We start from the raw sequence: 26,331 nt of genomic DNA, 5'->3' as shown, positions 1-26,331 counted from the left end.
TTTCCCCCCAGTAACTGGAGACCTCCATGACTTATCGCGTGGCGTTTATTGACGATCATGACATTGTGCGATCGGGCTTTGTGCAGCTGTTATCCATGGAGGACGACATCCAGGTGGTTGGGGAATTTAGTTCGGCAGAGCAGGCGCGCGCAGGTTTGCCGGGGCTGAATCCGCATATTTGTATTTGTGATATTTCCATGCCAGATCAAAGCGGTTTGGATTTGTTGAAAGACATTCCCTCCGGTATCGGCGTGATCATGCTGTCGATGCACGACAGTCCGGCGCTAGTTGAAATGGCGCTAGAACGCGGTGCCAAGGGCTTTTTGTCCAAGCGCTGCAAGCCGGATGACCTGATTACGGCGGTACGCACCGTGGGCGGCGGTGGCGTTTATCTGATGCCGGAAATTGCCCAGCGGCTGGTGCAAGTCGCGGTCGATCCGCTGACACGCCGTGAACGAGAAGTGGCTATTTTACTGGCTCAGGGGATGGAAGTGAGGGAAATTGCCGAATCTTTGGGTTTATCCCCTAAAACCGTACATGTGCATCGGGCTAATCTGTTCGCCAAATTAGGTGTCAGTAATAACGTTGAATTAGCGAAGCGAGTTTTGAATTTATGATGCAGCGCCTGATTACGCTGTTAGCGTTGTTTTTTATCTATTTCACCGCTGCATTTTGTCTGTGGAGCATTGGGACGCTGCTGGTCGAACAGCCATTACAGGCATTATTGCTCTTCCCCTTCGGGCTGCGTTTAGGCATTTTACTGCAAAGCCCGCGCGGTTACTGGCCGGGAATCTTATTGGCCGACACTTTGCTGTTATGGTTGCTGGCAGATCAATTCGATAGCCTGATATTACTGTGGACTGCCTTACCCGTATTGCTGTTTACCACGTTGCTGGCAGTGTTTGCCTCCCCTTGGCTATTGCGGCACCAGCAGAGCGATAGCGAGTGGCAGTGGCCGTTGATGCAAGGTTCGGTGGTTGCTATCGCCGCATTGATTCAGGCATTGATATGGCAGCTTTCCACCGCGCAGGGCGCGATGGCGCTACTTTTGGGGCTGGCGGGAGGATTTACCATAGCGCCCACCTGCCTGTTGCTGTGGCACTATCTGGCGCGACAAATCTGGCTGCCGCTGGAGCCGGGGCTGATTCACAAGCCTATTAACCTGCGTTTGCGCCATCTGGTGTGGTATTTGCTGCTGTTTGCTCTGAGTATCTGGCTGCAACATCAGGTTAGCGAAGCGGAATTAAGGCGTTTTGCACCATTTTGTCTGGCTATCCCCATTGTGTTTATGTCCTATCGCTATGGCTGGCAGGGGGCATTAGTGGCGACCTTGCTAAACGGTGTCGCGCTGATGGTTAATGAACCCGCCCAGCTTGATTCTCATCGGGATTTATTGCTTTCTCTGTTGGCACAAAGTCTGACTGGCTTATTGTTGGGGGCGGGCATTCAACGTCAGCGGGAACTGAATCAGCAACTTTCTGCGCGTCTGAGTGAAAATCGCCGATTAGCCAGAGACTTAGTGATTGCCGAAGAAAGAACCCGGCGGGAAGTCGCGCGCGAGCTGCACGATGAAGTAGGGCAAAGTATTACGGTCATTCGCACTCAGGCGACCATCATCCGGCGCTTGACGGATCAGGCACCGGTAGTGAGTTGTTCTGACGTGATTGAGACTCTGGCGCTGCGGGTTTATGACGGCGTTCATGATGTTCTGAAGCAGCTGTGGCCAGCAGCGCTGAACAATTTACCGCTTTCTGCGGCGGTGGCGGCGCTGATGCGCGAACTTATTCCGCAGGATGAATCTGTGGTTGGCGTATTGCAATGGCAACTGAGCGATGGGCAATTGGATGAAACCCTGAAAATCACCTTGTATCGCATCTGTCAGGAAGGCGTGACGAACGCTTATCGCCACGGCGAAGCCAGTCGCATCGAGGTCGATGCCCGGCAGGTTAAGCAGCAGGTGCATCTGACTATTCGCGATAACGGAAAAGGGGTGAATCTGGAGAAGTTCACGCCTGGCTACGGTTTACGTGGGATGCAGGAGCGGGTTAGCGCGCTGGGCGGGCACTTCAAATTTCAGGTGGATAACGGTACCTGTTTGAGTGTGATCCTGCCCACAGTTCCTTCGCTAACTAAGCAAAACTAGGAAATACTCTCGGTGCCGGTGGGAATGTACCCCGTTTCTTTCCTACGCGCGCGCGCCATGATGACCACACTTTTATTAATGTCTGAGGTTCAACATGTGGTCTTTCTTTAAAAGCCGCGATAACGTGCCGCCGGTAACGGATCAAAAAGAAATTGATGCGACCTACAAATATTGGCGTATTCAGTTGATGTGGACGATGTACATTGGCTATGCCGCCTTTTACTTCACCCGCAAAAGTTTCAACTTCATCATGCCAGCAATGCTCAGCGATTTAGGCCTGACCATGTCTGACGTCGGCATTTTAGGCACGCTATTTTATATCACCTACGGCTGTTCCAAATTTATTTCCGGCATGATCAGTGACCGTTCCAACCCGCGCTACTTTATGGGTATCGGCCTGATTATGACGGGGATAATTAATATTCTATTTGGTATGAGTTCTTCCCTGCTGCTATTTGGCGCGCTATGGATTTTAAACGCCTTCTTTCAGGGCTGGGGCTGGCCGCCGTGTTCCAAAATTCTGACTAGCTGGTACTCCCGCTCTGAGCGCGGCGGCTGGTGGGCGATCTGGAATACTTCTCATAACTTTGGTGGTGCTTTAATCCCACTGCTGGTGGGCGGTATTTCTCTGCATTTCAGTTGGCGTTACGGCATGATCATTCCTGGCATTATTGGCGTCGTGATTGGTTTGCTGATGTGCTGGCGTCTGCGTGATAAGCCAAGCACCATGGGGCTGCCGAGCGTTGGTAAATGGCGTAATGACGCCATGGAACTGGTACAGGAATCTGAAGGTCTGGGTCTGACCAACAAAGAAATCGTGAAACGCTATGTATTGACGAACAAATACATCTGGCTGCTGGCGGTATCTTATGTGCTGGTTTATATCGTGCGTACCGCGATTAATGACTGGGGTAACCTGTATCTGACTCAGGAAAAAGGTTATTCCCTGATGACCGCAAACTCGGCAATTTCATTGTTTGAAGTCGGCGGTTTTATCGGTTCTCTGGTCGCCGGTTGGGGTTCTGATAAATGGTTCCGCGGTAACCGTGGGCCAATGAACCTGATTTTCTCTATCGGTATCTTCCTGTCCGTGGCGTCCCTGTGGATTATGCCGGGCATCAGCTATGTACTTCAGGCAGGTTGCTTCTTCGCGATTGGTTTCTTCATTTTCGGGCCACAGATGCTAATCGGTATGGCGGCGGCAGAATGCTCCCATAAAGACGCTGCCGGTGCGGCTACCGGGTTTGTTGGTCTGTTTGCCTATCTGGGGGCCGCATTATCTGGCTACCCGATTGCACGCATCATGGAAGTGTGGCACTGGAACGGCTTCTTCGTGGTTATCTCTATTGCTGCCTGTATGTCCGCGTTGTTCCTGTTGCCATTCCTACGCGCGCAGTCACCGCGTCAGGTTGAAGCCAACGCCTGATCAAAGAGGTAGAAAAGGGGGAGGTAAGTCACTTTTTAGTCAGCGCCGGTGATTTTATCAACACTCGGCGCAGGGTTGTTAAAAAGTGATTGACGCCCCAGGAGCGTAGCAGTAAGATGCGCCCCGATTCGGCGAGTAGCGCAGCTTGGTAGCGCAACTGGTTTGGGACCAGTGGGTCGGAGGTTCGAATCCTCTCTCGCCGACCACATTTAAGAACCCTGGCTTTTTGGCCGGGGTTTTTTCGTTTATAGACCTCAATATTCTCAAGATTCCAAGATTCCAAGACTCCAAGACTCCAAGACTCCAAGACTCCAAGACTCCAAGACTCCAAGATTCCAAGACTCCAAGACTCCAAGACTCCAACCTTTTCCTACAATAAATCTTCTGTCTGTTCCCGCGGGATCTTTTGGCTATTAACTCGCTGACTTCAGTGGAAGGTAACCAATCAATCTATCGGATAAGTTTTAATTTTTATTGGTAATGCATCAGGCATTAATAAATATTATATGAAAGGTTTTTTTACGGTGTGAATATTTTCAGTATAAATAAAAACCTCTATTTATTATCATTGATTTTAATGATATACATCCCATTGTCAGGACTGAGATATAGTATTATTACTATAAATAAAAATATTTAATACTCGATGGCATAAATTTATCTCGATAGGATTTTTATTTATCTTGGATATTATATTTGATGTTAATCCGTAATTATAAATTTGGAATCATCTAATGTTATTGGATGAATATATACTTGATAGGCAATTTGAGGATAATAATAGAGAAAAGGTTTTACTCGGTTCTCATACAAAGTGTTATGTCATTTTTTTCTCAATGATACGGGGATCGTAATACAGAGACGACGTTTGAGCCGATGGAGTTTGGGGTTGTAATCTTGGCCGCCGGTTGGGTGATTGGCAATTGGACGGCAATATCAGCTACCAGCAAGAAATAGAGTGGCTCACTTTGCTTGCGATGTTTAACTATACATTAGCATTTACACAAGAACCCGTGAACATTGTTTAGCTCTTAGCTCTTAGCTCTTAGCTCTTAGCTCTTAGCTCTTAGCTCTTAGCTCTTAGCTCTTAGCTCTTAGCTCTCAGGCTCAGCGAGTAAACCTTTTATACCAGCAAACCAAGAGTTCAGTTATAGACCCGCATTCCATCAACCGTTGACTCTCACCTGCCAGACGCCGGACCTCTGTTGTCACTTGACTTTGTTGATAGTTAAGGAGGGCGAACGAGCGCGCTCAATGTTTCAATGCTTATTTCAACATGCCATTCAACGCCATAGATATTTATACACCAATATTCTTTCTTTTATTCTTGTCAAATGTTTGAGCTGAAATCGTGGTCGATAAAAAAGCGGCTGAGAGCCAAATAGCTGGATTAATATCAGCGAGAAAAGAAAAAAATGTAAATGTCAGGATAGATATTTTCAGGGAGGATTAAGTACGATAATAAATATTCAGACTCCGAGTAAAGATGGCGTTTCATACAATAAATTGACTAAATCTGAAGTGAAGGATCGTAAAAAGCATGATCAGATAATATATTAACAATATTCTGGCTACCTCTCCCATTGGAAACCCTTATTTAACGGGCGATCAAGCCAAGATTATTATTAATGAAAAGGAGTTAGAGAGACGGCGAGCTGGGCATCGCGGGGAAAAGAGCGCGTGTTATGTAGTTATCGCTAACAGGTCAGGGTTTTTATGTAATGGTTGTCGTTTTGAGGACGTCGAAAGGCTGACCAGTGATTCGGGTCTGATCCAAGGCGGCTTAGGGGTGAAGAAAACGTTCAGATCTTGATGGAGGACTATTTTAATTTTCCTGAAGCGCCGGGTGATTTATGGCGGCGCAAAGACATATTTTTATGCGGCCAATGCGAAGTGATTAAAGCGGTTTGCCCGGACGCACTATTTTGGTGCTTTGCTTTGGTGCGCGAAGGCTAGACGCCCAACGATCTCAAATCTGCTTTTGATTGACCTGACCTTATTCCTTTCGCGAACCAGTCGGTAAAGATGAATGAACCATGTATGAAATGAGTCTAGTCGTCACCTATTTATGGGTATAAGGCAGCATTTCATCCTGTTTTGCTGTGAGATCACAAAAATAATTGAGCAGATTTTCATCATTTAGCAACAAAGTTTTTCTGATTATCTCTGGGTATTACCACTGGAGTATGAATTTTACCCAGTGGATAACACTGACTAATTAGTAGTAGCATAATTTTTAATGCTAATTATGTTAATAAAAAGTTTTTTTTATGTTTGCTTGCTGTTTCTCATACTCTGTATAAAACCCCATCAGCCATATTGACGTTGCTGTTAACTGTTGCCAAATTGGTACCCTCAGGGGTAGTTAGCGACAGAAGTTTTGGGGTTTTAACCTCTTCAAACCGACCGCCTGAATAGGTTTCTATTCGGCATCGCATTCCACCATTCCTGCGGCCATCAGGCCAGAACAGCACAGACCGCGGACTAAAAAATTATAGGGTCTGGCTGTACACACAACACACATCACCACAATGGAGCACAAGCGATGACGATTTCCTTGGGAAAGGCAGGGATAGTAAAATTCGGTATTGGGCTGGTTGCGCTGGCTGTTTCTGCCGGGATTCAGGCAAAAACACTGGTGTATTGCTCAGAAGGCTCGCCGGAAGGCTTTAACCCGCAGTTGTTCACCTCTGGCACTACTTACGATGCCAGCTCTCGTGCCATTTATAACCGTTTAGTTGAGTTCAAGATTGGTACAACAGAAATTCAGCCAGCGCTGGCTGAGAAATGGGAAGTCAGCGAAGACGGCAAAACCTACACTTTCCATCTGCGTAAAGACGTGAAGTGGCAGGGCAGCAAAGATTTTAAACCTACCCGCACTTTCAACGCGGATGACGTGATCTACACCTTCATGCGTCAGAAAGACGCCAACCATCCTTACCATAAAGTCTCTGGCGGCAGCTATGAGTACTTCCAGGGGATGGGGATGGGTGAGTTAATCAGCAACATTGAGAAAGTTGACGATCATACCGTTCGCTTCGTGCTGACTCGTCCGGAATCGCCTTTCCTGGCCGATCTGGGGATGGACTTCGCTTCAATCCTGTCTGCCGAATACGCGGATAACATGATGAAAGCCGGTACGCCGGAGAAAGTCGATCTGAATCCAATCGGTACTGGCCCGTTCCAGCTACAGCAGTATCAAAAAGACTCACGCATTTTGTATAAAGCCTTCGACGGTTATTGGGGCACCAAACCAAAAATCGATCGTTTAGTCTTCTCTATTACGCCAGATGCCTCTGTGCGTTACGCCAAAATGCAGAAAAACGAATGTCAGGTCATGCCGTACCCGAATCCGGCTGACATTGCCCGCATGAAAGAAGACAAATCAATTAATCTGATGGAGCAGGCTGGCCTGAACGTGGGTTACCTGTCATTTAACGTTGAGAAAAAACCGCTGGATAACGTCAAGGTTCGTCAGGCGCTGACTATGGCCGTGAACAAGGACGCGATCATCAAAGCAGTTTATCAGGGGGCTGGTCAGCCGGCTAAAAACCTGATCCCACCAACAATGTGGGGCTACAACGATGAAATCAAAGATTACGCCTATGACCCAGAAAAAGCGAAAGAGTTACTGAAAGAAGCTGGTTTGCCAGACGGTTTCTCTATCGATCTGTGGGCGATGCCGGTACAGCGCCCGTATAACCCGAATGCTCGTCGTATGGCCGAGATGATCCAGTCTGATTGGGCGAAAGTTGGTGTGAAAGCCAAAATCGTCACCTACGAGTGGGGCGAGTATCTGAAGCGCGCCAAAGAAGGTGAACATCAGACCGTGATGATGGGCTGGACTGGGGACAATGGGGATCCGGACAATTTCTTCGCTACGCTGTTTAGCTGTGATGCGGCCAAGCAAGGTTCCAACTACTCCAAATGGTGTTACAAGCCGTTTGAAGACGTAATCCAACCTGCGCGTGCTGAATCCGATCAGGCTAAACGTGCCGAACTGTACAAACAGGCTCAGGTGATTATGCACGATCAGGCTCCGGCGCTGATTGTGGCTCACTCCACCGTGTACGAACCTGTGCGTAAAGAAGTAAAAAACTACATCGTCGATCCATTGGGTGGCCACTACTTCCAGCAAGTGGATATCGATAAATAACCTGTCAATGCGGTTCATGAATGAGGGCGCTAAGGTGCCCTCGTTTGTCTGGCATTCCAGATAGTTAAGACATCGTTTTAGATGTGAGCCTTAAACCCATCCCTGAGAGCAGAGCCTGTGCGGATGGCTCCGGGGCCGGGTTTTTAATAAGCCTGACGGCCTATGAGCTGTTGGGCACTTTACACAGAGAGCTCGGGATATGTTTCAGTTCATACTCCGACGTTTGGGATTAGTGATCCCAACGTTTATCGGCATAACATTGCTGACCTTTGCTTTTGTCCATATGATCCCCGGCGATCCGGTGACCATCATGGCTGGGGAGCGCGGTATATCCGCAGAACGTCATGCGCAAATCATGGCAGAAATGGGGCTGGACAAGCCTCTCTATCAACAATACTTCCATTACGTTAACGGCGTGTTGCACGGCGATTTGGGGATTTCCCTTAAAAGCCGTATTTCCGTATGGGAAGAATTCGTGCCGCGCTTTAAAGCTACGCTAGAACTGGGGTTGTGCGCGATGCTATTTGCCATCAGCGTCGGGATTCCGGTTGGCGTTTTGGCCGCAGTCAAACGGGGTTCGATATTCGATCATACCGCCGTGGGTATTTCCCTGACGGGTTATTCGATGCCGATTTTCTGGTGGGGCATCATGCTGATTATGCTGGTTTCGGTGCAGCTCAATCTGACGCCGGTATCCGGGCGAGTCAGCGATACTATTTTCCTCGACGACAGTCATCCTCTCACCGGTTTTATGCTGATAGATACCCTGATTTGGGGTGAAGAAGGCGATTTCAAAGACGCCGTGATGCATATGATCCTGCCTGCCATCGTGCTGGGCACTATTCCGTTGGCGGTTATTGTGCGAATGACCCGCTCATCCATGTTGGAGGTGCTGGGGGAAGATTACATTCGTACCGCGCGCGCCAAGGGATTGAGCCGGATGCGCGTGATTGTGGTACATGCCCTGCGTAACGCTTTGCTGCCGGTTGTCACCGTCATTGGCTTACAGGTTGGCACTCTGCTGGCTGGAGCGATTCTGACCGAAACCATTTTCTCCTGGCCGGGGCTGGGGCGTTGGCTGATAGATGCATTGCAACGCCGCGATTATCCAGTGGTGCAGGGCGGTGTATTGCTGGTCGCGACCATGATTATTGTTGTTAACCTGCTGGTAGATGTGCTCTACGGCGTGGTTAACCCGCGTATTCGCCATAAGAAATAAGGGGCGCAGAATGTCTCAACTTACCGAGTCAGCAGTAAAAAGTGCGCCGAAGCCAATGACCCCGATGCAGGAGTTTTGGCACTATTTCAAGCGCAACAAAGGGGCCGTTGCCGGCCTGTTCTATATCATTATCATGCTGGTGGTCGCGATTGGCGCTGGCTGGTTGGCGCCGCATCTGCCGGCAGAACAGTTTCGCGATGCTTTGCTGAAACCGCCGGTGTGGCAGGAAGGGGGCAGTTGGAAATTCATTCTTGGCACCGATGACGTAGGGCGTGATGTGCTATCCCGCCTGATGTATGGCGCACGTTTATCCCTGTTGGTTGGCTGCCTGGTCGTTACGCTATCGCTGGTGATGGGCGTGATTTTAGGTTTATTGGCGGGCTATTTTGGCGGCGTAGTTGACGCCATTATCATGCGTCTCGTCGATATCATGCTGGCACTGCCGAGCCTGTTGCTGGCTTTGGTGCTGGTGGCGGTATTTGGGCCGTCAATCGTGAATGCCTCTCTGGCGCTGACTTTTGTGGCACTGCCGCACTATGTGCGTCTGACTCGCGCGGCGGTGCTGGTGGAGGTCAATCGCGACTATGTGACCGCCTCCCGCGTTGCCGGCGCTGGCGCACTGCGTCAGATGTTTATCAATATCTTGCCAAATTGCCTGGCACCTTTGATCGTACAAGCCTCTCTCGGTTTCTCTAACGCCATTCTGGATATGGCAGCACTCGGCTTTCTGGGCATGGGCGCGCAACCACCAACGCCGGAGTGGGGCACCATGCTCTCCGACGTGTTGCAGTTCGCGCAGAGTGCCTGGTGGGTGGTGACCTTCCCCGGCGTGGCAATTCTGCTGACGGTTCTGGCGTTTAACCTGATGGGGGACGGCCTGCGTGATGCTCTCGACCCCAAACTCAAGCAGTAGAGGTAGAGAGAGATGGCACTTTTAAAAGTAGATAAATTGTCGGTGCATTTTGGTGATGAAAAAGCGCCGTTTAAAGCCGTAGACCGTATCAGCTATAGCATTGAGCAAGGTCAGGTTGTGGGTATCGTGGGTGAGTCCGGTTCCGGTAAGTCGGTCAGTTCTCTGGCGATTATGGGGTTGATTGACTACCCCGGCAAAGTCATGGCCGACAAACTGGAGTTTAACGGTCGCGATCTGACGAAAATTTCGGAAAACGAACGCCGCCAACTGGTTGGCTCAGAAGTGGCGATGATTTTCCAAGACCCGATGACCAGCCTGAATCCGTGTTACACCGTGGGCTACCAGATTATGGAAGCGCTGAAGGTGCATCAGGGCGGCAATCGTCGTACTCGGCATCAGCGAGCAGTAGATTTACTCACGCTGGTGGGTATTCCCGATCCGGCTTCACGTCTGGATGTTTATCCTCATCAGCTTTCCGGCGGGATGAGCCAGCGGGTGATGATCGCCATGGCGATTGCCTGTCGCCCTAAACTGCTGATTGCCGATGAGCCAACTACCGCGCTGGATGTGACTATTCAGGCGCAGATCATCGAACTATTGCTGGAGTTGCAGCAGCAGGAAAATATGGCTCTGTTGCTGATCACTCACGATCTGGCACTGGTAGCCGAGGCGGCGCACTATATTATTGTGATGTATGCCGGGCAGGTAGTGGAAACCGGTAAAGCCTCGGAAATCTTCCGTGCGCCGCGCCATCCTTACACTCAGGCATTGCTGCGTGCATTGCCGGAATTTGCGCAGGATAAAGCACGGTTAGCATCATTGCCGGGCGTGGTGCCGGGTAAATATGACCGTCCCGACGGCTGTTTGCTCAATCCTCGTTGCCCATATGCCAACGAACGCTGTCGCAGCGAAGAACCGGAACTGCTCGGCCCGCCGGGACGTCAGGTTAAATGCCATACACCGTTGGATGATGCGGGGAGGCCGACCCTATGAACCACAATGAAACTGAAATGAAGCCTGAATCCCAGGCGGCCAAGCCGCTCTTGCAGGCGATTGACCTGAAAAAATACTATCCAGTGAAGAAAGGCTTTTTTGCTCCGGAACGCTTGGTAAAAGCGCTGGACGGTGTCTCCTTCACTTTGGAACGCGGCAAAACGTTGGCGGTAGTTGGTGAATCTGGCTGTGGTAAATCGACGCTAGGCCGTTTGCTGACCATGATCGAAATACCTACCGGCGGTGAGCTGTATTACCAAGGGCAGGATTTGCTGAAGCCGGATGAAAGCGCAGAGAAACTACGGCGCCAGAAGATTCAGATCGTTTTCCAAAACCCTTATGGCTCGCTTAATCCGCGTAAAAAAGTGGGGCAGATTCTCGAAGAGCCTTTGCAAATCAACACGACGTTGAGCAGTAAGGAACGCCGTGAGAAAACGTTGGCAATGATGGCGAAAGTTGGCCTGAAAACTGAGCATTACGATCGCTATCCTCATATGTTTTCCGGTGGCCAGCGCCAGCGTATTGCGATTGCCAGAGGGTTGATGTTGAATCCGGATGTGGTTATTGCCGATGAGCCGGTGTCTGCTCTGGATGTGTCGGTGCGGGCGCAGGTATTGAACCTGATGATGGATTTACAGCAGGAAATGGGGCTGTCTTATGTCTTTATCTCCCATGACCTGTCGGTAGTTGAACATATTGCGGATGAAGTGATGGTGATGTATCTCGGTCGCTGCGTGGAAAAAGGCAGCAAAGAGGCCATCTTTAATAATCCGCGTCATCCCTATACGCAGGCGCTGCTATCGGCTACGCCACGGCTGAATCCGGATATGCGCCGGGAACGTATCAAGCTAACTGGCGAGCTACCCAGCCCGATGAATCCGCCTCCGGGCTGTGCGTTTAATGCTCGCTGCCGTCGGGCCTTTGGCACCTGTAGCCAATTACAGCCGCAGCTTAAACAGTATGGCGATCAAATGGTGGCGTGTTTTGCTATCGAGCAGGATGAAGCCGAAGCGGCCGGTTAATATGGACTGAGGAAGTTAATAACAACGCCGGTGATGTTGCTGCCGGCGTTTTTTTATAACAAAAACAAATAAAGAATTGATAAAAGATGAATAACTCTATAAGCAAATGAGTTTTATTGTCTGTCGTCAATAAACATCAAGGAATTGAGGATATAAATTATAAATTTATTCACATCTGGCATATTCACTTGATTAGGATATTTATTCACTTCAATAGTCTGACATTGATTAATAAATGGGTAAATTTATCTTTGTTAGCGTAATGCTAATCAGGGAATATAGATTATTCGTCCAGACGAAATAAAAAAGGGACGTATTATTACGCCCCTTTTAGGTTGTATACCGCATCAGATTTATTGCGGGTACGGCACCCAATCTCCACCGTTCAGACGAATGTAACTTTTACCCTGATATTGCATAACAATCGCATTATCATTCTCTGAAACGATGGCGGTTTCCGGTAATCCTTTAACCAGTGTCTGCCAATCTACACTCGGTGCGGTAAATATTTTGCCGTCCACGACGCGAGAAACCAGCTCTGAAATTGCCAGATAGCTGCTTGGCGCTTTGATTTCCAGCGGGCTAGTTGGCTGTGGTGCTTTCATACCGATCAGCTTCACGCCAACAGGAATGTGAGTAATGCTCGGGCTTGGGATATCACGCAGGCCGGACATCTGCATTTTATCTCCGATCAGCGCTGCGCCGTGCTCAGGAACCACCACGACCATTACCTTGCGGCCAGATTTTTCTAACTCATTCAGGAAGCTATCTAGTTGATCGAACAAGGTTTGCGCTCTGGCTTTGTAATCGGCGGTTTTACTTGTTCCCGTAAAACGGTTGCCATCGTGTAGCGGCACAATATTGACGAAAGTCGCGCTACGCGCATCTCCTGCCTGGTTCTTTTGCTGCTCCAGCCAGCGGTTCAGTAGCTCTAAACCGTTGTAAACCGGTTCATTGTCGAAGGAAATCAATTGGTTGCTAATACCAGTCTGAGACATCAGCGGCGCGCGCATATTGGCATCTTCTCTCAGATTTTGCAGATAGTTGCCGAATGCGCCGGAGTGATCCATAACTAATTGAGAGCTGAAGCCCAGTTTGGCTAAATTATCAAACAGATAGCACTGCTGCTCGGCGGGTTGATACAGGTCGTGATGGGATTCTTGGCCGCAACTGGCGCGCAACAAGCGAATGGATGCCGGGCCGCTATAGGCGGTGGCCGAGTTGAAGTTCTGGAACACTAAATCGAACTTGCTCCACAGCGGATGCTTTTCCAACTGAATGGCTTCTATATCTGACCAAGATAGGGAACAGATATTAATTACCAGTAAATCAAATGGTTGAGCATCAGCTGGCAGCGTAGTCGGGAATTGAGTGATGCGACCTTTTTCCTGTTCGTAGAAACTGTTTAAGTACGCCGTCAGGTTTGCGCTGGTTGGCGGCGCATCAGCCGCGGGTTGCGCACTGGTCGTGGCGCCCGACCCATTGGTCTGACTCGAGGACGCCGTGGTATCAGCGGCTGTTGTGGTAGTCGGCAGCAGCGAAAACGCAGGGCCAGCGATGGTCAACACGTTTAGCCCGATCATTGCCGCTACGATAAACACGGTGACGCGAATCCACTGGGAAATGAACAGATAACCAACCAGCATCACGAAGGCTGCGCCGATCATGCGCCAGTTGATGAAGCGTTCAACTAACTCTATGAAATAGTTGAAACTAAACCCGGCAACCTGCGAGCCATGGCTGAAAATACTATTGATGCCCGGCAGCCAAGTATCGTAGTAGAAAAGCCCCAGACCGATAGGAATACCGACCCAATGGCGCAAACGATGTAGCCGCTCAGAAGGAATAGGGAAAACCAGATAAGCGACGAATACCAGGTTGGCTAATGGATGAAAGTTAAGGTAGCCAAACCAGAGTAGGGCAAATTTTAGCAGAAAATAGTAGTTCCAGCCGCCCAGGCCGCGCCAATAACGCCATGGCGCCTGCGATTCTTGCGCATTTTTTTTCAGGTTCATGGTTATTTCTTAATATGTAAGGAAGAGCCGTCACGCAACCAGATCCCTTCTGATTTCAGATAGCGTGCTGAGAGAAAAAAGTGTTGTTTCTTCGCCCACCATGCGGGCAGGCGGCCGCGAGCAAAATAACCCAAAGGGAAAAAGACGATGGCTGCCAGTAAGATAACCTGAAAAATATCGCTGAGATTCATTAAACGTTCTCCTTGCGGCTACCCAGATTCAGCGTCAAAGCTACGGGGGTTCTGCGCGCTGACGGCGTTAATTTCTGCTGAGTTTTGTTCAGTTTATGGATTTTATTTTCTCCGACATTTTGTAAATAGTCCGGATTGTTCATCTTATTGATTTCAGAGATGATTTCCTGATCCTGATGCCACACCAGCTGATTAGTGAAGGTTTCATTCACCGGAAGGTGGAAAATAAAGTTCAGGGCAGTATCCAGATCATTGATTCTGCACGTGGATAAGAATACGACCAGCCGATCGCCAGCCAACGTGACGATGTCGCCAAAGCGACGCATATGGCACAGAGTCAGCGCCTGACGCGCCGATAAACCGGGAACCGGGCGTAATGCTACTAGCACGCCTTTGCCGTCTTCTGGCAATAGGGTGTTACTCATCAAGGCTAGCACCGACTGGCAGAATTGCTCCGGTGAGAGATAGCCCTTTAGCTGCAATGGGCGCAGAGAAGCCAGTAAATTATTAATATCTTCAGGTATATGACGAGAAAAACGCTGGCCCTGAATACCTTCGATCATGGTTAGAAAGCGGGATAGCGGAGCGACATGTGGCACAATCAGATTGACGCCACAGGCGAGTAACAGGCGCTCATCGCTATAACGCAGACTGGAATCCATTTCCCGCACCACTATTTTTAACGCATTGCCGCGGTGGCGGCGCAGGCTGTGTATCTGGTGCGCCAGTTCATCTATTTGATCGCTTTGGTGAAGCGAAAAAATCAGCGTTGCTGCGTGAGCATTAAAGGCTTTCTCAGACAATAAAAGATTGTTTTCAAACAGTTGCCAGCTGGTAGATAGCGGCGGAGCGCCTTCCAGCACGCTGGCTTCAGCCAAATAGATATACTCGTCGTTACGAGATTGCGCCAATGGCTGCTGTTCTTTCTCTTCCGCCATCTGCCAGCCTTCCGGGCTTGGCTGCAATTTTACCAATTGGTTTGCGGTAACGCCGCTGAGGGTGCTCCACCAGGAAACCATATATTGGGCGTGATCGTGCTGCCATTGCAGGCTGGCAAGTCCTTGCAATGCTCGATGTTGGTTAACTAATTGCGTTTTAAGTTTACTGACGCCGCTGCCATGACTCAGAATCACTAATGTGGCCTGATATTTTTCCAGCCAGTTATTTAATTCCTTTACCCAGCGCTGAATTTCTTCCGTTGTAAATGTTTGCCATAAGCTGGCATGGGCCAATAAAATAAAAAAACGTCGCTGTGGTCTTAATGAGCGCATCAAATCATTGACGAGATTTTTAACGGCGGCTTTTTTTTCCGGCAGAGTAAATAAAGGGAGTTTTTCCGGCCCGTAGCCGACAATATTTTCTAGTAAATTCGAGGGTTTTTGGCCAGAACAAATCAATGCCGAGCGGGTATCTTTGGGCTGGTCTCTAATTATCTGTTGGCAGAATAGATTAGCGTCACTTTCGCGGTCTATATTGATCCAATAGAGACCTGAAGCCTGCACAACGGCTAATTCATCCCAAATTTTATCAATACCTAACGAGAATGTTCTCAACATAGATTTTTATGCTTCTAATTTTGTTGAAGTTCTACAGGTCAATGTAAAAAGAAATGCTATGCTTTAATTGTATCATCGCATCTCACATTAACCAACTCTGTACTAGGATATTAAATTAAGACTTATCTTATTAGGCAAAGTATACTCTAATAATCAAAATACTTTATTACACTAGCCTATTTTTCAAGGGCAGCAGAATGAATACTTCAATCAATCGGTTTTATGTGAATTCATCTCCCGAGGTTCAGGACGATCTACTAGCATTAAGCCGAGCATTCGCATTACCCAAATTAAGTTATATCGATATTGTCCGTCAGGAACGTATGGCGCAAATGATGGCGCGCTGGCCATTATTAGCCGAATTGGCGCAAAACTCGGGGAGCAAATAGCTTATGCCAGTGATTGCGGTGCAAGGGCTAAGAGGCGGTGTTGGTGCGACATCCATTACGGCTGCACTCGCTTGGGCATTACAACAGCTTGAGGAATCGGTGCTGGTCATTGATTTCTCGTCTGATAATTTATTACGTCTCCATTTTAATATGCCTTACGAACAGGCGAACGGCTGGGCGCGGGCGGCAATGGATGGTAATCGCTGGCAGCAGCAAGCCATGCGTTATATGCCTTTGCTGGATTTCCTGCCTTTTGGCCAGCTCAATATGAATGAGCAGCGCCATTTGTCCGGTTCTTTAGCTTCGTTCGACTGGCAGGAAAAGCTGGCTGACCTAGAGGCAGCTGGCGATCACCGCTGGATTTTGCTGGATGTTCCCGCAGGAGATAGCCCGCTCACTCAGCAAGCGCTGGCGTTGGCGGATCACGTGCTGTTGCTGATCGCCGCCGATGCTGCGATTCATGCTCGTTTGCACCAACAGGCGCTGCCGGTTGGCTGTCATTTCCTATTGAATCAATTCTCTTCTGCCAGCCACTTACAGCAAGATATGCATCAATTGTGGCTACAAAGTTTGCGCAATTTATTGCCGCTATTTATTCATCGTGATGAAGCCGTTGCGGAAGCGTTAGCGGCGAAGCAGCCGTTGGGTGAATATGCGCCGCAAAGTCTGGCTGCGGAAGAAATCAATACGCTGGCAAATTGGTGTCTGATTCACGGCGCGGAAAAAAATCTATGAGCCTGTTAATTCGGGGACTTTTTATGCCTCCGGTCTATCAGAGGCTACAGCACCGATATAACCACTATCTGGACCAGGGCTGCACGATTCTGACCGCTTTTTTGACCACGTTCGCGGTGGCGCTGGGGTGGCTATTTTTGCGTCTTGAATCTCCGAGCTGGCAAAATGTAATTCAGAATCGTCGTTACTGGTTCCCGCATATTGCTAATCGCCGTCCGCGCTTGGCAGATGCGGTGCGTTATTTGCTGCAAGGCCTGTGGCTGGTGTTGACGCGTTCGTCTCAACCGCGGGAGAAAAAACCGAAGCCCGTCGATATGGCTCCGGGCTGGGTTCGCACCAAAAAGCTGAGCTATCGCTCCTGGCTGAATATATTGCCGGAAAAAGTCAAAAAAAGTCGCTGGGAGCAGGCGTTAGTGGCGTGGGTCGGTCGTTTGCAGCAGCGTACCCGACGCATTCTGTTTATCTCATTGGGTATTTTTGCCGGAATTCTGGCGCTGATTTGTATTTCCCAACCTTTTGGTTTGATGGCGCAGTTTGTGTTTGTTCTGCTGCTATGGGCGATCGCGATGGTGGTTCGGCGTATTCCGGGGCGTTTGCCTACCCTAATGCTGATTGTGCTATCGCTTACCGTTTCCTGCCGTTATCTGTGGTGGCGCTATACCGAAACGCTAAATTGGGACGACCCGGTGAGCCTGGTCTGCGGTTTACTGCTGCTATTGGCAGAAACCTACGCTTGGGTAGTGTTGATTCTGGGTTACTTCCAAACTATCTGGCCGCTTAATCGCCAGCCGGTACCGATGCCGGAGGATATTTCGACCTGGCCGACCATCGATCTTATGGTGCCGACTTACAACGAAGATCTGGGTGTTGTAAAACCCACAATTTACGCGGCGTTAGGCATAGATTGGCCGAAGGATAAGGTGAATATCTATATTCTGGATGATGGTAATCGACCGGAATTTAAAGCCTTTGCCGATCAGGTTGGCGTGAATTATATCGCTCGCCCAACCCACGAGCACGCCAAGGCCGGTAATATCAACCATGCGTTGAAGCAGGCTAAAGGCGAGTTTGTGGCGATTTTCGACTGCGACCATGTGCCAACCCGCTCTTTCCTACAGCTAACGCTGGGCTGGTTCTACAAAGATCCAAAGTTGGGTATGTTGCAGACGCCGCACCATTTCTTCTCGCCGGATCCTTTTGAACGCAACCTTGGACGTTTCCGTCAGACGCCAAACGAAGGCACGCTGTTCTACGGTTTGGTGCAGGACGGGAATGACATGTGGGACGCGACCTTCTTCTGCGGTTCTTGCGCCGTTTTGCGCCGCAGCGCGCTGGATGATGTGGGCGGCATTGCCGTCGAAACCGTCACCGAAGATGCCCACACCTCATTGCGACTTCACCGTAAGGGCTATACTTCGGCTTATATTCGTATTCCACAGGCGGCGGGGCTGGCGACGGAAAACCTCTCGGCGCATATCGGCCAGCGTATTCGTTGGGCGCGAGGCATGGTGCAGATCTTCCGGCTGGATAACCCGTTGTTTGGCAAGGGGCTGAAGTTTGTCCAGCGGTTGTGTTATGCCAACGCCATGCTGCACTTTTTGGCCGGTATTCCGCGGCTGATCTTCCTAACCGCACCGCTAGCCTTCTTGCTGATGCATGCGTACATCATTTTTGCTCCGGCGCTGGCGATTGCGTTGTACGTCTTGCCACACATGATTCACGCCAGCCTGACCAACTCCCGCTTGCAGGGTAAATATCGCCACTCGTTCTGGAGTGAAATCTACGAAACCGTATTGGCGTGGTATATCGCCCGTCCAACCACGGTCGCGCTACTGAATCCGCATAAAGGGAAGTTTAACGTAACGGCCAAAGGCGGTTTGATAGAAGAGCAACATGTGGATTGGGTTATCACCCGTCCTTATATCGCGCTGGTGCTGCTCAATCTGGCGGGATTGATTGCCGGGTTGTGGCGTTTGGGGAATGGGCCGACCAACGAAATCATGACGGTGATAATCAGTTTGGTGTGGGTTATTTACAACATGACGATTCTGGGTGGTGCCGTGGCCGTGGCGGTTGAAGCTAAACAGGTTCGTCAGGCGCACCGGGTGGAAATTGCTATGCCCGCGGCGGTTGAGCGAAAAGACGGTCACCTGTTTGCCTGTACATTGCGTGACTATTCCGACGGTGGCGTAGGGATTGAAATGCGTAACGAAGGGCTATTACAGGACGGCGAGGCGGTCAATTTGCTACTGAAGCGCGGTCAGCAAGAATACATCTTCCCCTGCAAGGTCACTCGGGCATTTGGCAGAAAAGTCGGGATGCGTATTGACGAACTGAGCGTGGCTCAGCACATCGACTTTATCCAGTGTACTTTTGCCCGCGCCGATACCTGGGCGCTGTGGCAGGACAGTTTCCCTGAAGATAAACCTATCGAAAGTCTGCGCGATGTTCTGGCGTTGGGTTTCCGGGGTTATGTTCGTATGGCGAATTACGCGCCGCCGCTTATTCGTAATGTACTGGTTGGATTTACCTCTTTGCTTGCGTGGGTAGCGTCATTTGTTCCTCATGGCGTAGGACAGGGTCAGACTCTGCGGAGTCAGGACCAGACAGTGGCTCAACATTGATGATGATATGATGATTAGAAAAATAACCTGGTTTACAGCAATGGCTTTGGGGCTAACGACACTGTCTCATGCCGAAACGACCCCAACCGTTACGGCGTCCGAACAGCCGACGTTGGCCTCTCCCGCGGCAGTCGATCCTTCGTTGGCCGTTACGCCTGCGGATAGTGCTATACCGCAGGCCGCGCCGGTGAGGGATGTGGTGCATCCTTTTGCCAAATTGGCTCCGCCGCCGGGCAATTTCTCCCTAGGGGGCGTTAAGCCGGACGGTCAGTTGGAATTTGGCGTACGTAGCGATGAAGTGGTGACACAGGCAACTCTGAATCTGGAGTTTACCCCGTCGCCGTCGCTAACGCCGATCGAATCGCAGCTCAAAGTCTACCTGAACGATGAGCTAATGAACGTGACGGCTATTACCCGCGAACAATTGGGTAAACCGAATCGCATCCAGCTATCCATCGATCCTCGTTACATTACCGACTTCAACCGTCTGCGGCTGGTCTTTATCGGGCATTATCAGAATGACTGTGAAAATCCGGCAAACAGTACGCTGTGGCTGGATATCGGTAAGAATAGCTCGCTGGACTTACGCTATCAGTCACTGCCGCTGAAGAATGATTTGTCTCATTTCCCTGAGCCTTTCTTCGATGCGCGAGATAACCGCCCGCTAACATTGCCAATTGTTTTTGCAGCGGCTCCTGATGTGGCTCAGCAAAAAGCGGCCGCAATTCTGGCTTCCTGGTTTGGTGAGCAAGCTCAGTGGCGCGGTCAACACTTCCCTGCAGTTTTCAATCAGATTCCCGATCGTCACGGGGTGATTTTTGCCACCAATGACAAACGGCCTGATTTTCTGAAAGATTATCCGGCGGTGAATGCGCCAACGGTGGAAATGATCAGTCACCCGGATAATCCTTACGTGAAGCTACTGCTGGTTCTCGGGCGGGATGACAAGGATCTGATTGCGGCGGCAACGGGTATTGCTCAAGGTAACATTCTGTTCCGCGGTCAAAATGTGACCGTAGACAAAGTTGAGCAGCTGGCTCCGCGTGTGCCTTACGATGCGCCAAACTGGGTGCGTACCGAAAGACCCATGACCTTTGCCGAGCTACAGCAATATCCTGAACAGTTACAAAGTAGTGGGTTGATGCCGTCACCGATCTTGCTTTCGATGAATCTGCCGCCGGATCTGTTCTTGCTGCGCAGTGCCGGTATCGATATGCAGCTGAAATATCGTTATACGGCACCGATCCTGAAAGACGGCTCACGCTTAAGCGTCAGCCTGAATGATCAGTTCTTTACCGATTATCCGCTAGTGCCTAATCGTCAGGAAAGCGCCAAAATTCTGCGTTTACCATTGATTCAGGGTCTACAAGACGGCACGCGAGCGGTGACGATCCCGGCGCTGAAATTGGGTATGACCAATCAACTGCGCTTTGATTTCGATTACAGCACGCTTATTGCCAGCAATGCCGGAGGGCGCTGCGAAACCTTCACCACCTCGCCTAACCATGTGGTGATCGACGAAAACTCCACGATCGATTTCTCCGGTTATCGCCACTTTATGGAAATGCCGGATCTGCGCTCATTTGCCAATGCAGGCTTCCCATTCAGCCGTATGGCCGATTTATCCCAAACCTTGGTTTTGGTACAGCCTAAGCCGCAGCCCGCTCAGGTTACCGCACTGTTGAATACGGTGGGGAATATCGGTGCGCAGGTCGGTTATCCTGCGGTGGGCATCAGCATTACCGATGATTGGAGCCAGGCGAAGGACAAAGATGCCGATATTCTGATGATTGGCTCTATTCCGCCAGAACTGCGGGATGATAAGAAAATCAACCTGTTGGTTGATGCGACTCAAAGCTGGGTGAAAATGCCGAATCGCCAGTCGATTGTCGCGGCGGCAACTATCGATCCAACGGATGCGGTGCCTGATAGTAAAACGGCCATCAGCTCCGAAGGCGCCATGTCGGCGATTATCGGGGTTCAATCTCCTTATTACGATCAACGCAGCATCGTCGCATTACTGGCTGATAGCCCGCAGGGTTATGAATTGCTGAATGATGCTTTGCTGGATACTGGCAAACGTGCGGCCGTGTTCGGTTCCGTGGCGGTGATTCGTGATTCCGGCGTTAACAGTCTGCGGGTTGGCGATACCTACAGCGTCGGCCATCTGCCGTGGTGGGAACGCATCTGGTACGCCTTATCCACCCATCCAGTGCTGCTGGCTGCGGTTGCGGTGCTGGTTGTCGTGCTGATTGCCGTGATGTTGTGGCGGGTTCTGCGCGCAGTGAGCCGCCGTCGTTTATCTCCAGATGAGAGGGACTAGGTTTTATGGTTGTGATGTTTAACCGACTGATATGCAGCCTGTTGCTGTTGGCCTATAGCGGGGCAACAGCGGCAGAATGTCATTGGCCCGCATGGCAGCAGTTCAAACAACACTATATAAGCCAAGGGGGGCGCGTTATTGATGCTAGCGTCCCCGAAATGCTGACCACTTCGGAAGGCCAAAGCTATGCGCTATTTTTTGCGCTGGTAGCTAACGATCGCGCGGCTTTTAACCTGCTGTTGGATTGGACGGAAAACAATCTGGCGGCGGGAGATTTAACCGCTCGCCTGCCCGCTTGGTCGTGGGGGCAGAAAAAGGATAAAACCTGGGGCGTGCTGGATAGCAATTCCGCTTCCGATGCGGATCTGTGGATTGCCTACGATCTGCTGGAGGCCGGACGGCTGTGGAATAGTCGCCGCTACACCACAATGGGGACTCTGCTATTGCAGCGGATTGCCAAAGAAGAGGTGGCGCATATTCCGGGTTTAGGCCGAATGCTATTACCGGGAAAAGTGGGTTTTGTTGACGAAGATACCTGGCGCGTCAATCCCAGCTATCAGCCGCCACAGTTATTGGCGCGGTTTGCCAGTATGAAAAAAGGGCCGTGGCAGGCAATGGAGTCGGTAAATCAGCGACTCTGGCTGGAAACAGCACCGAAAGGATTCTCGCCGGATTGGGTGGTGTGGCGCAAAACCAACGGCTGGCAGCCGGATAAAGTGAAACCCAATATCGGCAGCTACGATGCCATTCGAGTTTATCTCTGGGCCGGTATGTTAGCGGACGACAGCCCACAGAAAGCGGCGCTAATCGAACGTTTTCAGCCGATGGTTGAAGTGACGCAGCAGCAAGGGCTTCCACCAGAGAAAACCGATACCGCCAGTGGCAAAACGACGGGCAACGGGCCTGTAGGTTTCTCGGCCGCCCTATTGCCGTTGTTAAGCGCCAGCGCAACGGCAAGTGGCTCACAAATATTGAAAAAACAGACGCAGCGGGTGGAAGAATCACCTCCCGGCTCCGACGCTTATTACAGTTCCGTTTTGACGCTTTATGGTCAGGGATGGGCACAGAATCGTTATCGTTTTAATCGGCAGGGTGAGCTTTTACCCTCTTGGGGCAGTCAATGCGTAACTTCAAATTAAACTGGCTGAGCGTATTTCCTTTTAGTCTGGCGTTATTGCCCCAGGCTAAAGGCGCAGAGGCCGTTGCTCCCGCTCAATTTCTTCTGGAACAGGTTCGTCTGGGGGAAGCTACCCATAAAGATGAACTGGTGCGCCAATCCTTGTATCGCCTCAGCCTGATGGATCCAAATAACCCGGAAGTTGCTGCGGCGGGAATACGTCAGGCACTGCGCCAAGGGAACACGGAAGAGGCGAAAAAACAGCTGGATAGGTTGCAACAGCTTGCCCCGAATTCCGATATTTATCGCCAGTCAAAAATGGCGCTGGCGCTTACGCAGCCCGAAGTCATGCAGAAATTACAGCAGGCGCGATTGCTGGCCACCGCTGGCCGCGTTCAGGAAGCGAAAGTCCAATATGACCTGCTACTGAAAGGTGAGCTGCCAACGCTGGATTTAGCGGTGGAATACTGGCGGCTGGTGGCACGTTTGCCGGGGCAAGAGCAGACGGCGATGAAGCAGTTGCAGCGTTTGGATCAACAGTTCCCCGGTAATATTCCGCTGCGTATGGCATTAGCCAGAATGCTGTTTAGTCAAAAACAGGATGATCAGGCCTATGCTTTACTCCAAAAAATGGCTGCGGATCCTGCGGGTAACTCACCGGCTGCCGATTTGTGGATGGATCAAATCAAAGCGTTGCCTGTTAGCCCGCAGAGTATTTCTCTGTTGAATCGTTTTCTCGATGTTTTCGCCGGTGGTACCGCGGGTGATAAAGCGCGTATCGAATTGGCTCGGCAGGAAAAAATGTTGTCCGATCCCAGCTATCAGGCACGCTTGGCCGGATTGTCCCGAGTGGATAGTGGCGAGAGCCGCAATGCCATTCCTGATCTGAAACAGGCGCTTTCTACTGCCCCCAATGACGCCGACGTTTTGGGCGCATTAGGTATCGCCTATGCGCGAGCCGGAGATCGGCAAAAAGCTGCTAGTTTGTTTGAACAGGCGCAGAAAGTCGATAAAACTGGGCTGAACAGCGATAAATGGACCAGCCTGATTAAAACCAACCATTATTGGTTACTCGCGGATGAGGGAGATAAAGCCCTGAAAGCGGGTAACCCTGATTTGGCACAGCAGAAATATCAGCAGGCGCGCCAGCTTAATAGCAGCGACAGCTACGCGGTACTGGGTTTAGCCGACGTTGCCGTAGCGCGCCATGATGATAAAACCGCTGAACAGCTTTACCAGCAGGCGTTGCGTCTGGAACCCGGTAACAGCAGTGCGGTGCGCGGTCTAGCAAATATCTACCAGCGTCAGTCTCCGGAAAGAGCTATGGCTTACCTCAGCGGTTTACCGGCGGGACAACAGGCGAAAATGCGCGACACGCTGAACGGGCTGAAGCTGGATATGCTGAAACAGCAGGCCGAGCAACTCGCGGCGCAGCAACAGTGGCATCAGGCAGCGGAAAAATACCGACAGGCGCAGAAAATGGCGCCGGACGATGTCTGGCTGACTTATCGTTTGGCGCAGGCGCTGTATCAAAGCGGGCAGCCGCAGCAGGCTGACAGGGAATTCGCCGGGTTGGCGGTACGCAAACCGGCCGATCCCCAGCAGGTTTATGCTTATGCGCTATATCTTTCTAGCACCGAGCGAGACAATCAAGCACTTAGCCACCTGGCCACGCTTCCTAAGGGCCAATGGAATGATGATATTCGCGAATTGGATCAACGACTTCAATTCGAACGAGTATTGGAAAATGCCCAACGGCTACGTACTGGCGGGGATGAACCGTCGGCGATAGCTTTATTACGTCAGCAGCCGCCGAGTACGCGTATTGATATGACGCTGGCGGACTGGGCGCTGGAGCGTAACGACTACGCGCAGGCGCTAGCCGGCTATCGCGGTATTCGTGTTCGTGAACCCAATAATCCAGACGCTCGTTTGGGAGAAATCGAAGCGCTGGTGGCTCAGGGGAAAACCGACGATGCGCGCCAGCTTCTGCAAGGCGATTCTCTGGTGGCGAAAGATGCAACACTAAATACCCAGCGGCGTGTAGCGAATGCCTGGAGCGGCGTGGGCGATCCACAAAAGGCATCGGCCATCTTCCAGCAGCTTAAACCACAGGCTGAGAAAGAAGGCCCATCTCAGGCTAACGCGTTAGTGTTCCGTGATTCGGCGCGTCTTTCGCAAAAACTGGGCGATCCGCAGTTGGCGCAGGAGGATTATAAGCGGGCCATGGTTGGTAGCGGCATCACGCCAACGCTGCCAGCGGATAACGACAGCTACACGCTTCTTACGCGCAATCAGGCTACGGATGACTGGCTGAAACGCGGTATCCGTTCCGATGCCGCCGATTTGTATCGTCAACAAGATACGCGGGTCACGCTGGATCATGATTATGTTCGTTCCAGCGGAACAGAAGGTATTTCCGATCTGAATGCCCACAACACCATGTTACAGGTGGATACGCCGCTGTCTGATGGACGGGCGTTCTTCCGTGCTGATACCATTCAAATGGATGCAGGTACTTTCAATGCCAATGAACGCTATAAGGCTGGCACCTGCTATGACGTTGAAAATCCTTGTGTAGCTAACATGCGCCAGCGGGCAACCGGTACCAGTATTGCCGCCGGTTGGCAAAACGATAGCTGGGAAACGGATATCGGTACCACTCCGATGGGTTTTGATGTGGTTGATGTGGTCGGTGGCGTCAGTTATAGCAGCGATTGGAACCATATTGGCTGGACAGCAACGGCATCTCGCCGCCCGATTTCCAGTTCATTACTGGCGTTTGCCGGAACAAAAGATCCCAATACCAATGTGACCTGGGGCGGCGTTCGCGCCAACGGCGTCAGCTTGGGTACCAGTTACGATCGTGGCGAAGCGCACGGAGTCTGGAGCGATGTCAGTTACCATTATCTGACGGGGCAAAACGTTGCGGATAACCAACGCCTGCGTTTGATGACCGGCTATTACTACAAGCTGATTAACGAAGATAACCGCCGCCTTTCCGTGGGTCTGAACGGAATGTGGTGGCACTATCAAAAAGACCTCAGCGGCTACACCTTGGGGCAAGGGGGCTATTACAGTCCGCAAAAATACCTGTCTGTGGCTATTCCGGTGAATTATCGCCAGCGCACGGAAAACTGGTCATGGGAACTGGGTGGCTCGATTTCTCTTTCTCATTCGGCAACCAGCGATGAGCCGCGTTATCCGCTGAAAGGTTTATTGTCGCCAAGCTTGCAGGAAATCAGAGATCGCAACGCAACCGAGTTCGGCGACAGCAGCAGCGGCGTGGGTTATACCCTGCGAGCGCTGATAGAGCGGCGACTCAGTTCTCACTGGACGCTGGGTGCCGGTATTGATATTCAGCAGGCGAAAGACTACACCCCAAGTCATGCACTGGTGTATCTGCGATACTCAATGGCGGGCTGGCAGGGCGATCTGGATATGCCGCCGCAGCCGTTGGTACCTTACGCCGATTTTAAATAATCTTTCGGGGCGGTTTACCTGGTGAA

The 26,331-nt window shown here is 50.8% G+C and carries 17 protein-coding genes and 1 tRNA gene; 15 read left to right on the top strand and 3 right to left on the bottom strand.

Annotation, left to right across the window (positions count from 1 at the left end):
- Positions 1-26: 26 nt before the first annotated feature.
- The 9 genes from uhpA (at position 27) to dppF (ending at position 11,872) form a co-directional block, all read left to right on the top strand.
- Positions 27-617: a response regulator transcription factor UhpA gene (uhpA, locus tag PL78_RS12080; RefSeq protein WP_064515803.1), complete on the top strand. Its 591-nt coding sequence runs from the start codon at positions 27-29 to the stop codon at positions 615-617.
- Complete coding sequence (gene uhpB, locus PL78_RS12075) at positions 614-2,143, top strand: signal transduction histidine-protein kinase/phosphatase UhpB (RefSeq protein WP_064515799.1); 1,530 nt, start codon at positions 614-616, stop codon at positions 2,141-2,143. Before uhpA ends, uhpB begins: the two co-directional genes overlap by 4 nt.
- Before the next feature lie 94 nt (positions 2,144-2,237).
- Positions 2,238-3,569, top strand: coding sequence for an MFS transporter (uhpC, locus tag PL78_RS12070; RefSeq protein ID WP_064515798.1), 1,332 nt, complete (start codon positions 2,238-2,240; stop codon positions 3,567-3,569).
- A 129-nt stretch (positions 3,570-3,698) separates the two neighbouring features.
- Positions 3,699-3,775: transfer RNA gene (locus PL78_RS12065), tRNA-Pro, on the top strand.
- Between the two features lie 2,339 nt (positions 3,776-6,114).
- On the top strand, positions 6,115-7,725 hold the full coding sequence (dppA, locus tag PL78_RS12060) for a dipeptide ABC transporter periplasmic-binding protein DppA (protein ID WP_064515795.1): 1,611 nt from the start codon (positions 6,115-6,117) through the stop codon (positions 7,723-7,725).
- Between the two features lie 199 nt (positions 7,726-7,924).
- Positions 7,925-8,944 (top strand): dipeptide ABC transporter permease DppB, encoded by a 1,020-nt coding sequence (gene dppB, locus PL78_RS12055; protein ID WP_064515792.1) that lies wholly within the window; start codon positions 7,925-7,927, stop codon positions 8,942-8,944.
- Positions 8,945-8,954: 10 nt separating this feature from the next.
- A complete protein-coding gene (dppC, locus tag PL78_RS12050; RefSeq protein WP_064515789.1) occupies positions 8,955-9,857 on the top strand; it encodes a dipeptide ABC transporter permease DppC in 903 nt (300 codons plus the stop codon).
- Between the two features lie 12 nt (positions 9,858-9,869).
- A complete protein-coding gene (dppD, locus tag PL78_RS12045; protein ID WP_064515786.1) occupies positions 9,870-10,850 on the top strand; it encodes a dipeptide ABC transporter ATP-binding protein in 981 nt (326 codons plus the stop codon).
- Positions 10,851-10,867: 17 nt separating this feature from the next.
- On the top strand, positions 10,868-11,872 hold the full coding sequence (gene dppF, locus PL78_RS12040) for a dipeptide ABC transporter ATP-binding subunit DppF (protein ID WP_064518410.1): 1,005 nt from the start codon (positions 10,868-10,870) through the stop codon (positions 11,870-11,872).
- A gap of 353 nt (positions 11,873-12,225) precedes the next feature.
- Here the strand turns inward: dppF and bcsG are convergent, their stop codons facing one another.
- The 3 genes from bcsG to bcsE are packed head-to-tail and all read right to left on the bottom strand — an operon-like array spanning position 12,226 to position 15,634.
- Positions 12,226-13,887 (bottom strand): cellulose biosynthesis protein BcsG, encoded by a 1,662-nt coding sequence (gene bcsG / locus PL78_RS12035; protein ID WP_064515784.1) that lies wholly within the window; start codon positions 13,885-13,887, stop codon positions 12,226-12,228.
- 2 nt (positions 13,888-13,889) lie between these two features.
- Entirely contained in the window at positions 13,890-14,078 is a 189-nt protein-coding gene (gene bcsF, locus PL78_RS12030) for a cellulose biosynthesis protein BcsF (protein WP_064515781.1), read from the bottom strand.
- On the bottom strand, positions 14,078-15,634 hold the full coding sequence (gene bcsE / locus PL78_RS12025; protein ID WP_064515778.1) for a cellulose biosynthesis protein BcsE: 1,557 nt from the start codon (positions 15,632-15,634) through the stop codon (positions 14,078-14,080). The genes bcsF and bcsE overlap by 1 nt, the downstream gene beginning before the upstream one ends.
- 197 nt (positions 15,635-15,831) lie before the next feature.
- On the opposite strand from bcsE, the gene bcsR reads away from it, so the two are divergent.
- From bcsR to bcsC, 6 genes are read left to right on the top strand one after another with little or no spacing between them, the layout of a single operon-like run.
- The gene (gene bcsR, locus PL78_RS12020; RefSeq protein ID WP_064515776.1) at positions 15,832-16,023 is read left to right on the top strand and encodes a cellulose biosynthesis protein BcsR; all 192 of its coding nucleotides are present in this window, start codon (positions 15,832-15,834) and stop codon (positions 16,021-16,023) included.
- A 3-nt stretch (positions 16,024-16,026) separates the two neighbouring features.
- A complete protein-coding gene (bcsQ, locus tag PL78_RS12015; RefSeq protein ID WP_064515773.1) occupies positions 16,027-16,758 on the top strand; it encodes a cellulose biosynthesis protein BcsQ in 732 nt (243 codons plus the stop codon).
- Positions 16,755-19,382 (top strand): UDP-forming cellulose synthase catalytic subunit, encoded by a 2,628-nt coding sequence (bcsA, locus tag PL78_RS12010; protein ID WP_064515771.1) that lies wholly within the window; start codon positions 16,755-16,757, stop codon positions 19,380-19,382. Before bcsQ ends, bcsA begins: the two co-directional genes overlap by 4 nt.
- Before the next feature lie 10 nt (positions 19,383-19,392).
- Entirely contained in the window at positions 19,393-21,705 is a 2,313-nt protein-coding gene (gene bcsB, locus PL78_RS12005; RefSeq protein WP_064518408.1) for a cellulose biosynthesis cyclic di-GMP-binding regulatory protein BcsB, read from the top strand.
- Positions 21,706-21,710: 5 nt separating this feature from the next.
- Positions 21,711-22,844, top strand: a complete 1,134-nt coding sequence (gene bcsZ / locus PL78_RS12000; RefSeq protein ID WP_064515768.1) for a cellulose synthase complex periplasmic endoglucanase BcsZ — start codon at positions 21,711-21,713, stop codon at positions 22,842-22,844.
- Positions 22,826-26,305, top strand: a complete 3,480-nt coding sequence (gene bcsC, locus PL78_RS11995) for a cellulose synthase complex outer membrane protein BcsC (RefSeq protein ID WP_064515766.1) — start codon at positions 22,826-22,828, stop codon at positions 26,303-26,305. Before bcsZ ends, bcsC begins: the two co-directional genes overlap by 19 nt.
- Positions 26,306-26,331 lie beyond the last annotated feature (26 nt).

The organism is Yersinia entomophaga, assembly GCF_001656035.1.
GTDB lineage: Bacteria > Pseudomonadota > Gammaproteobacteria > Enterobacterales > Enterobacteriaceae > Yersinia > Yersinia entomophaga.
The sequence above is the reverse complement of the archived record's forward strand: the minus strand, read 5'-3'. Positions and strand labels throughout refer to the sequence as shown.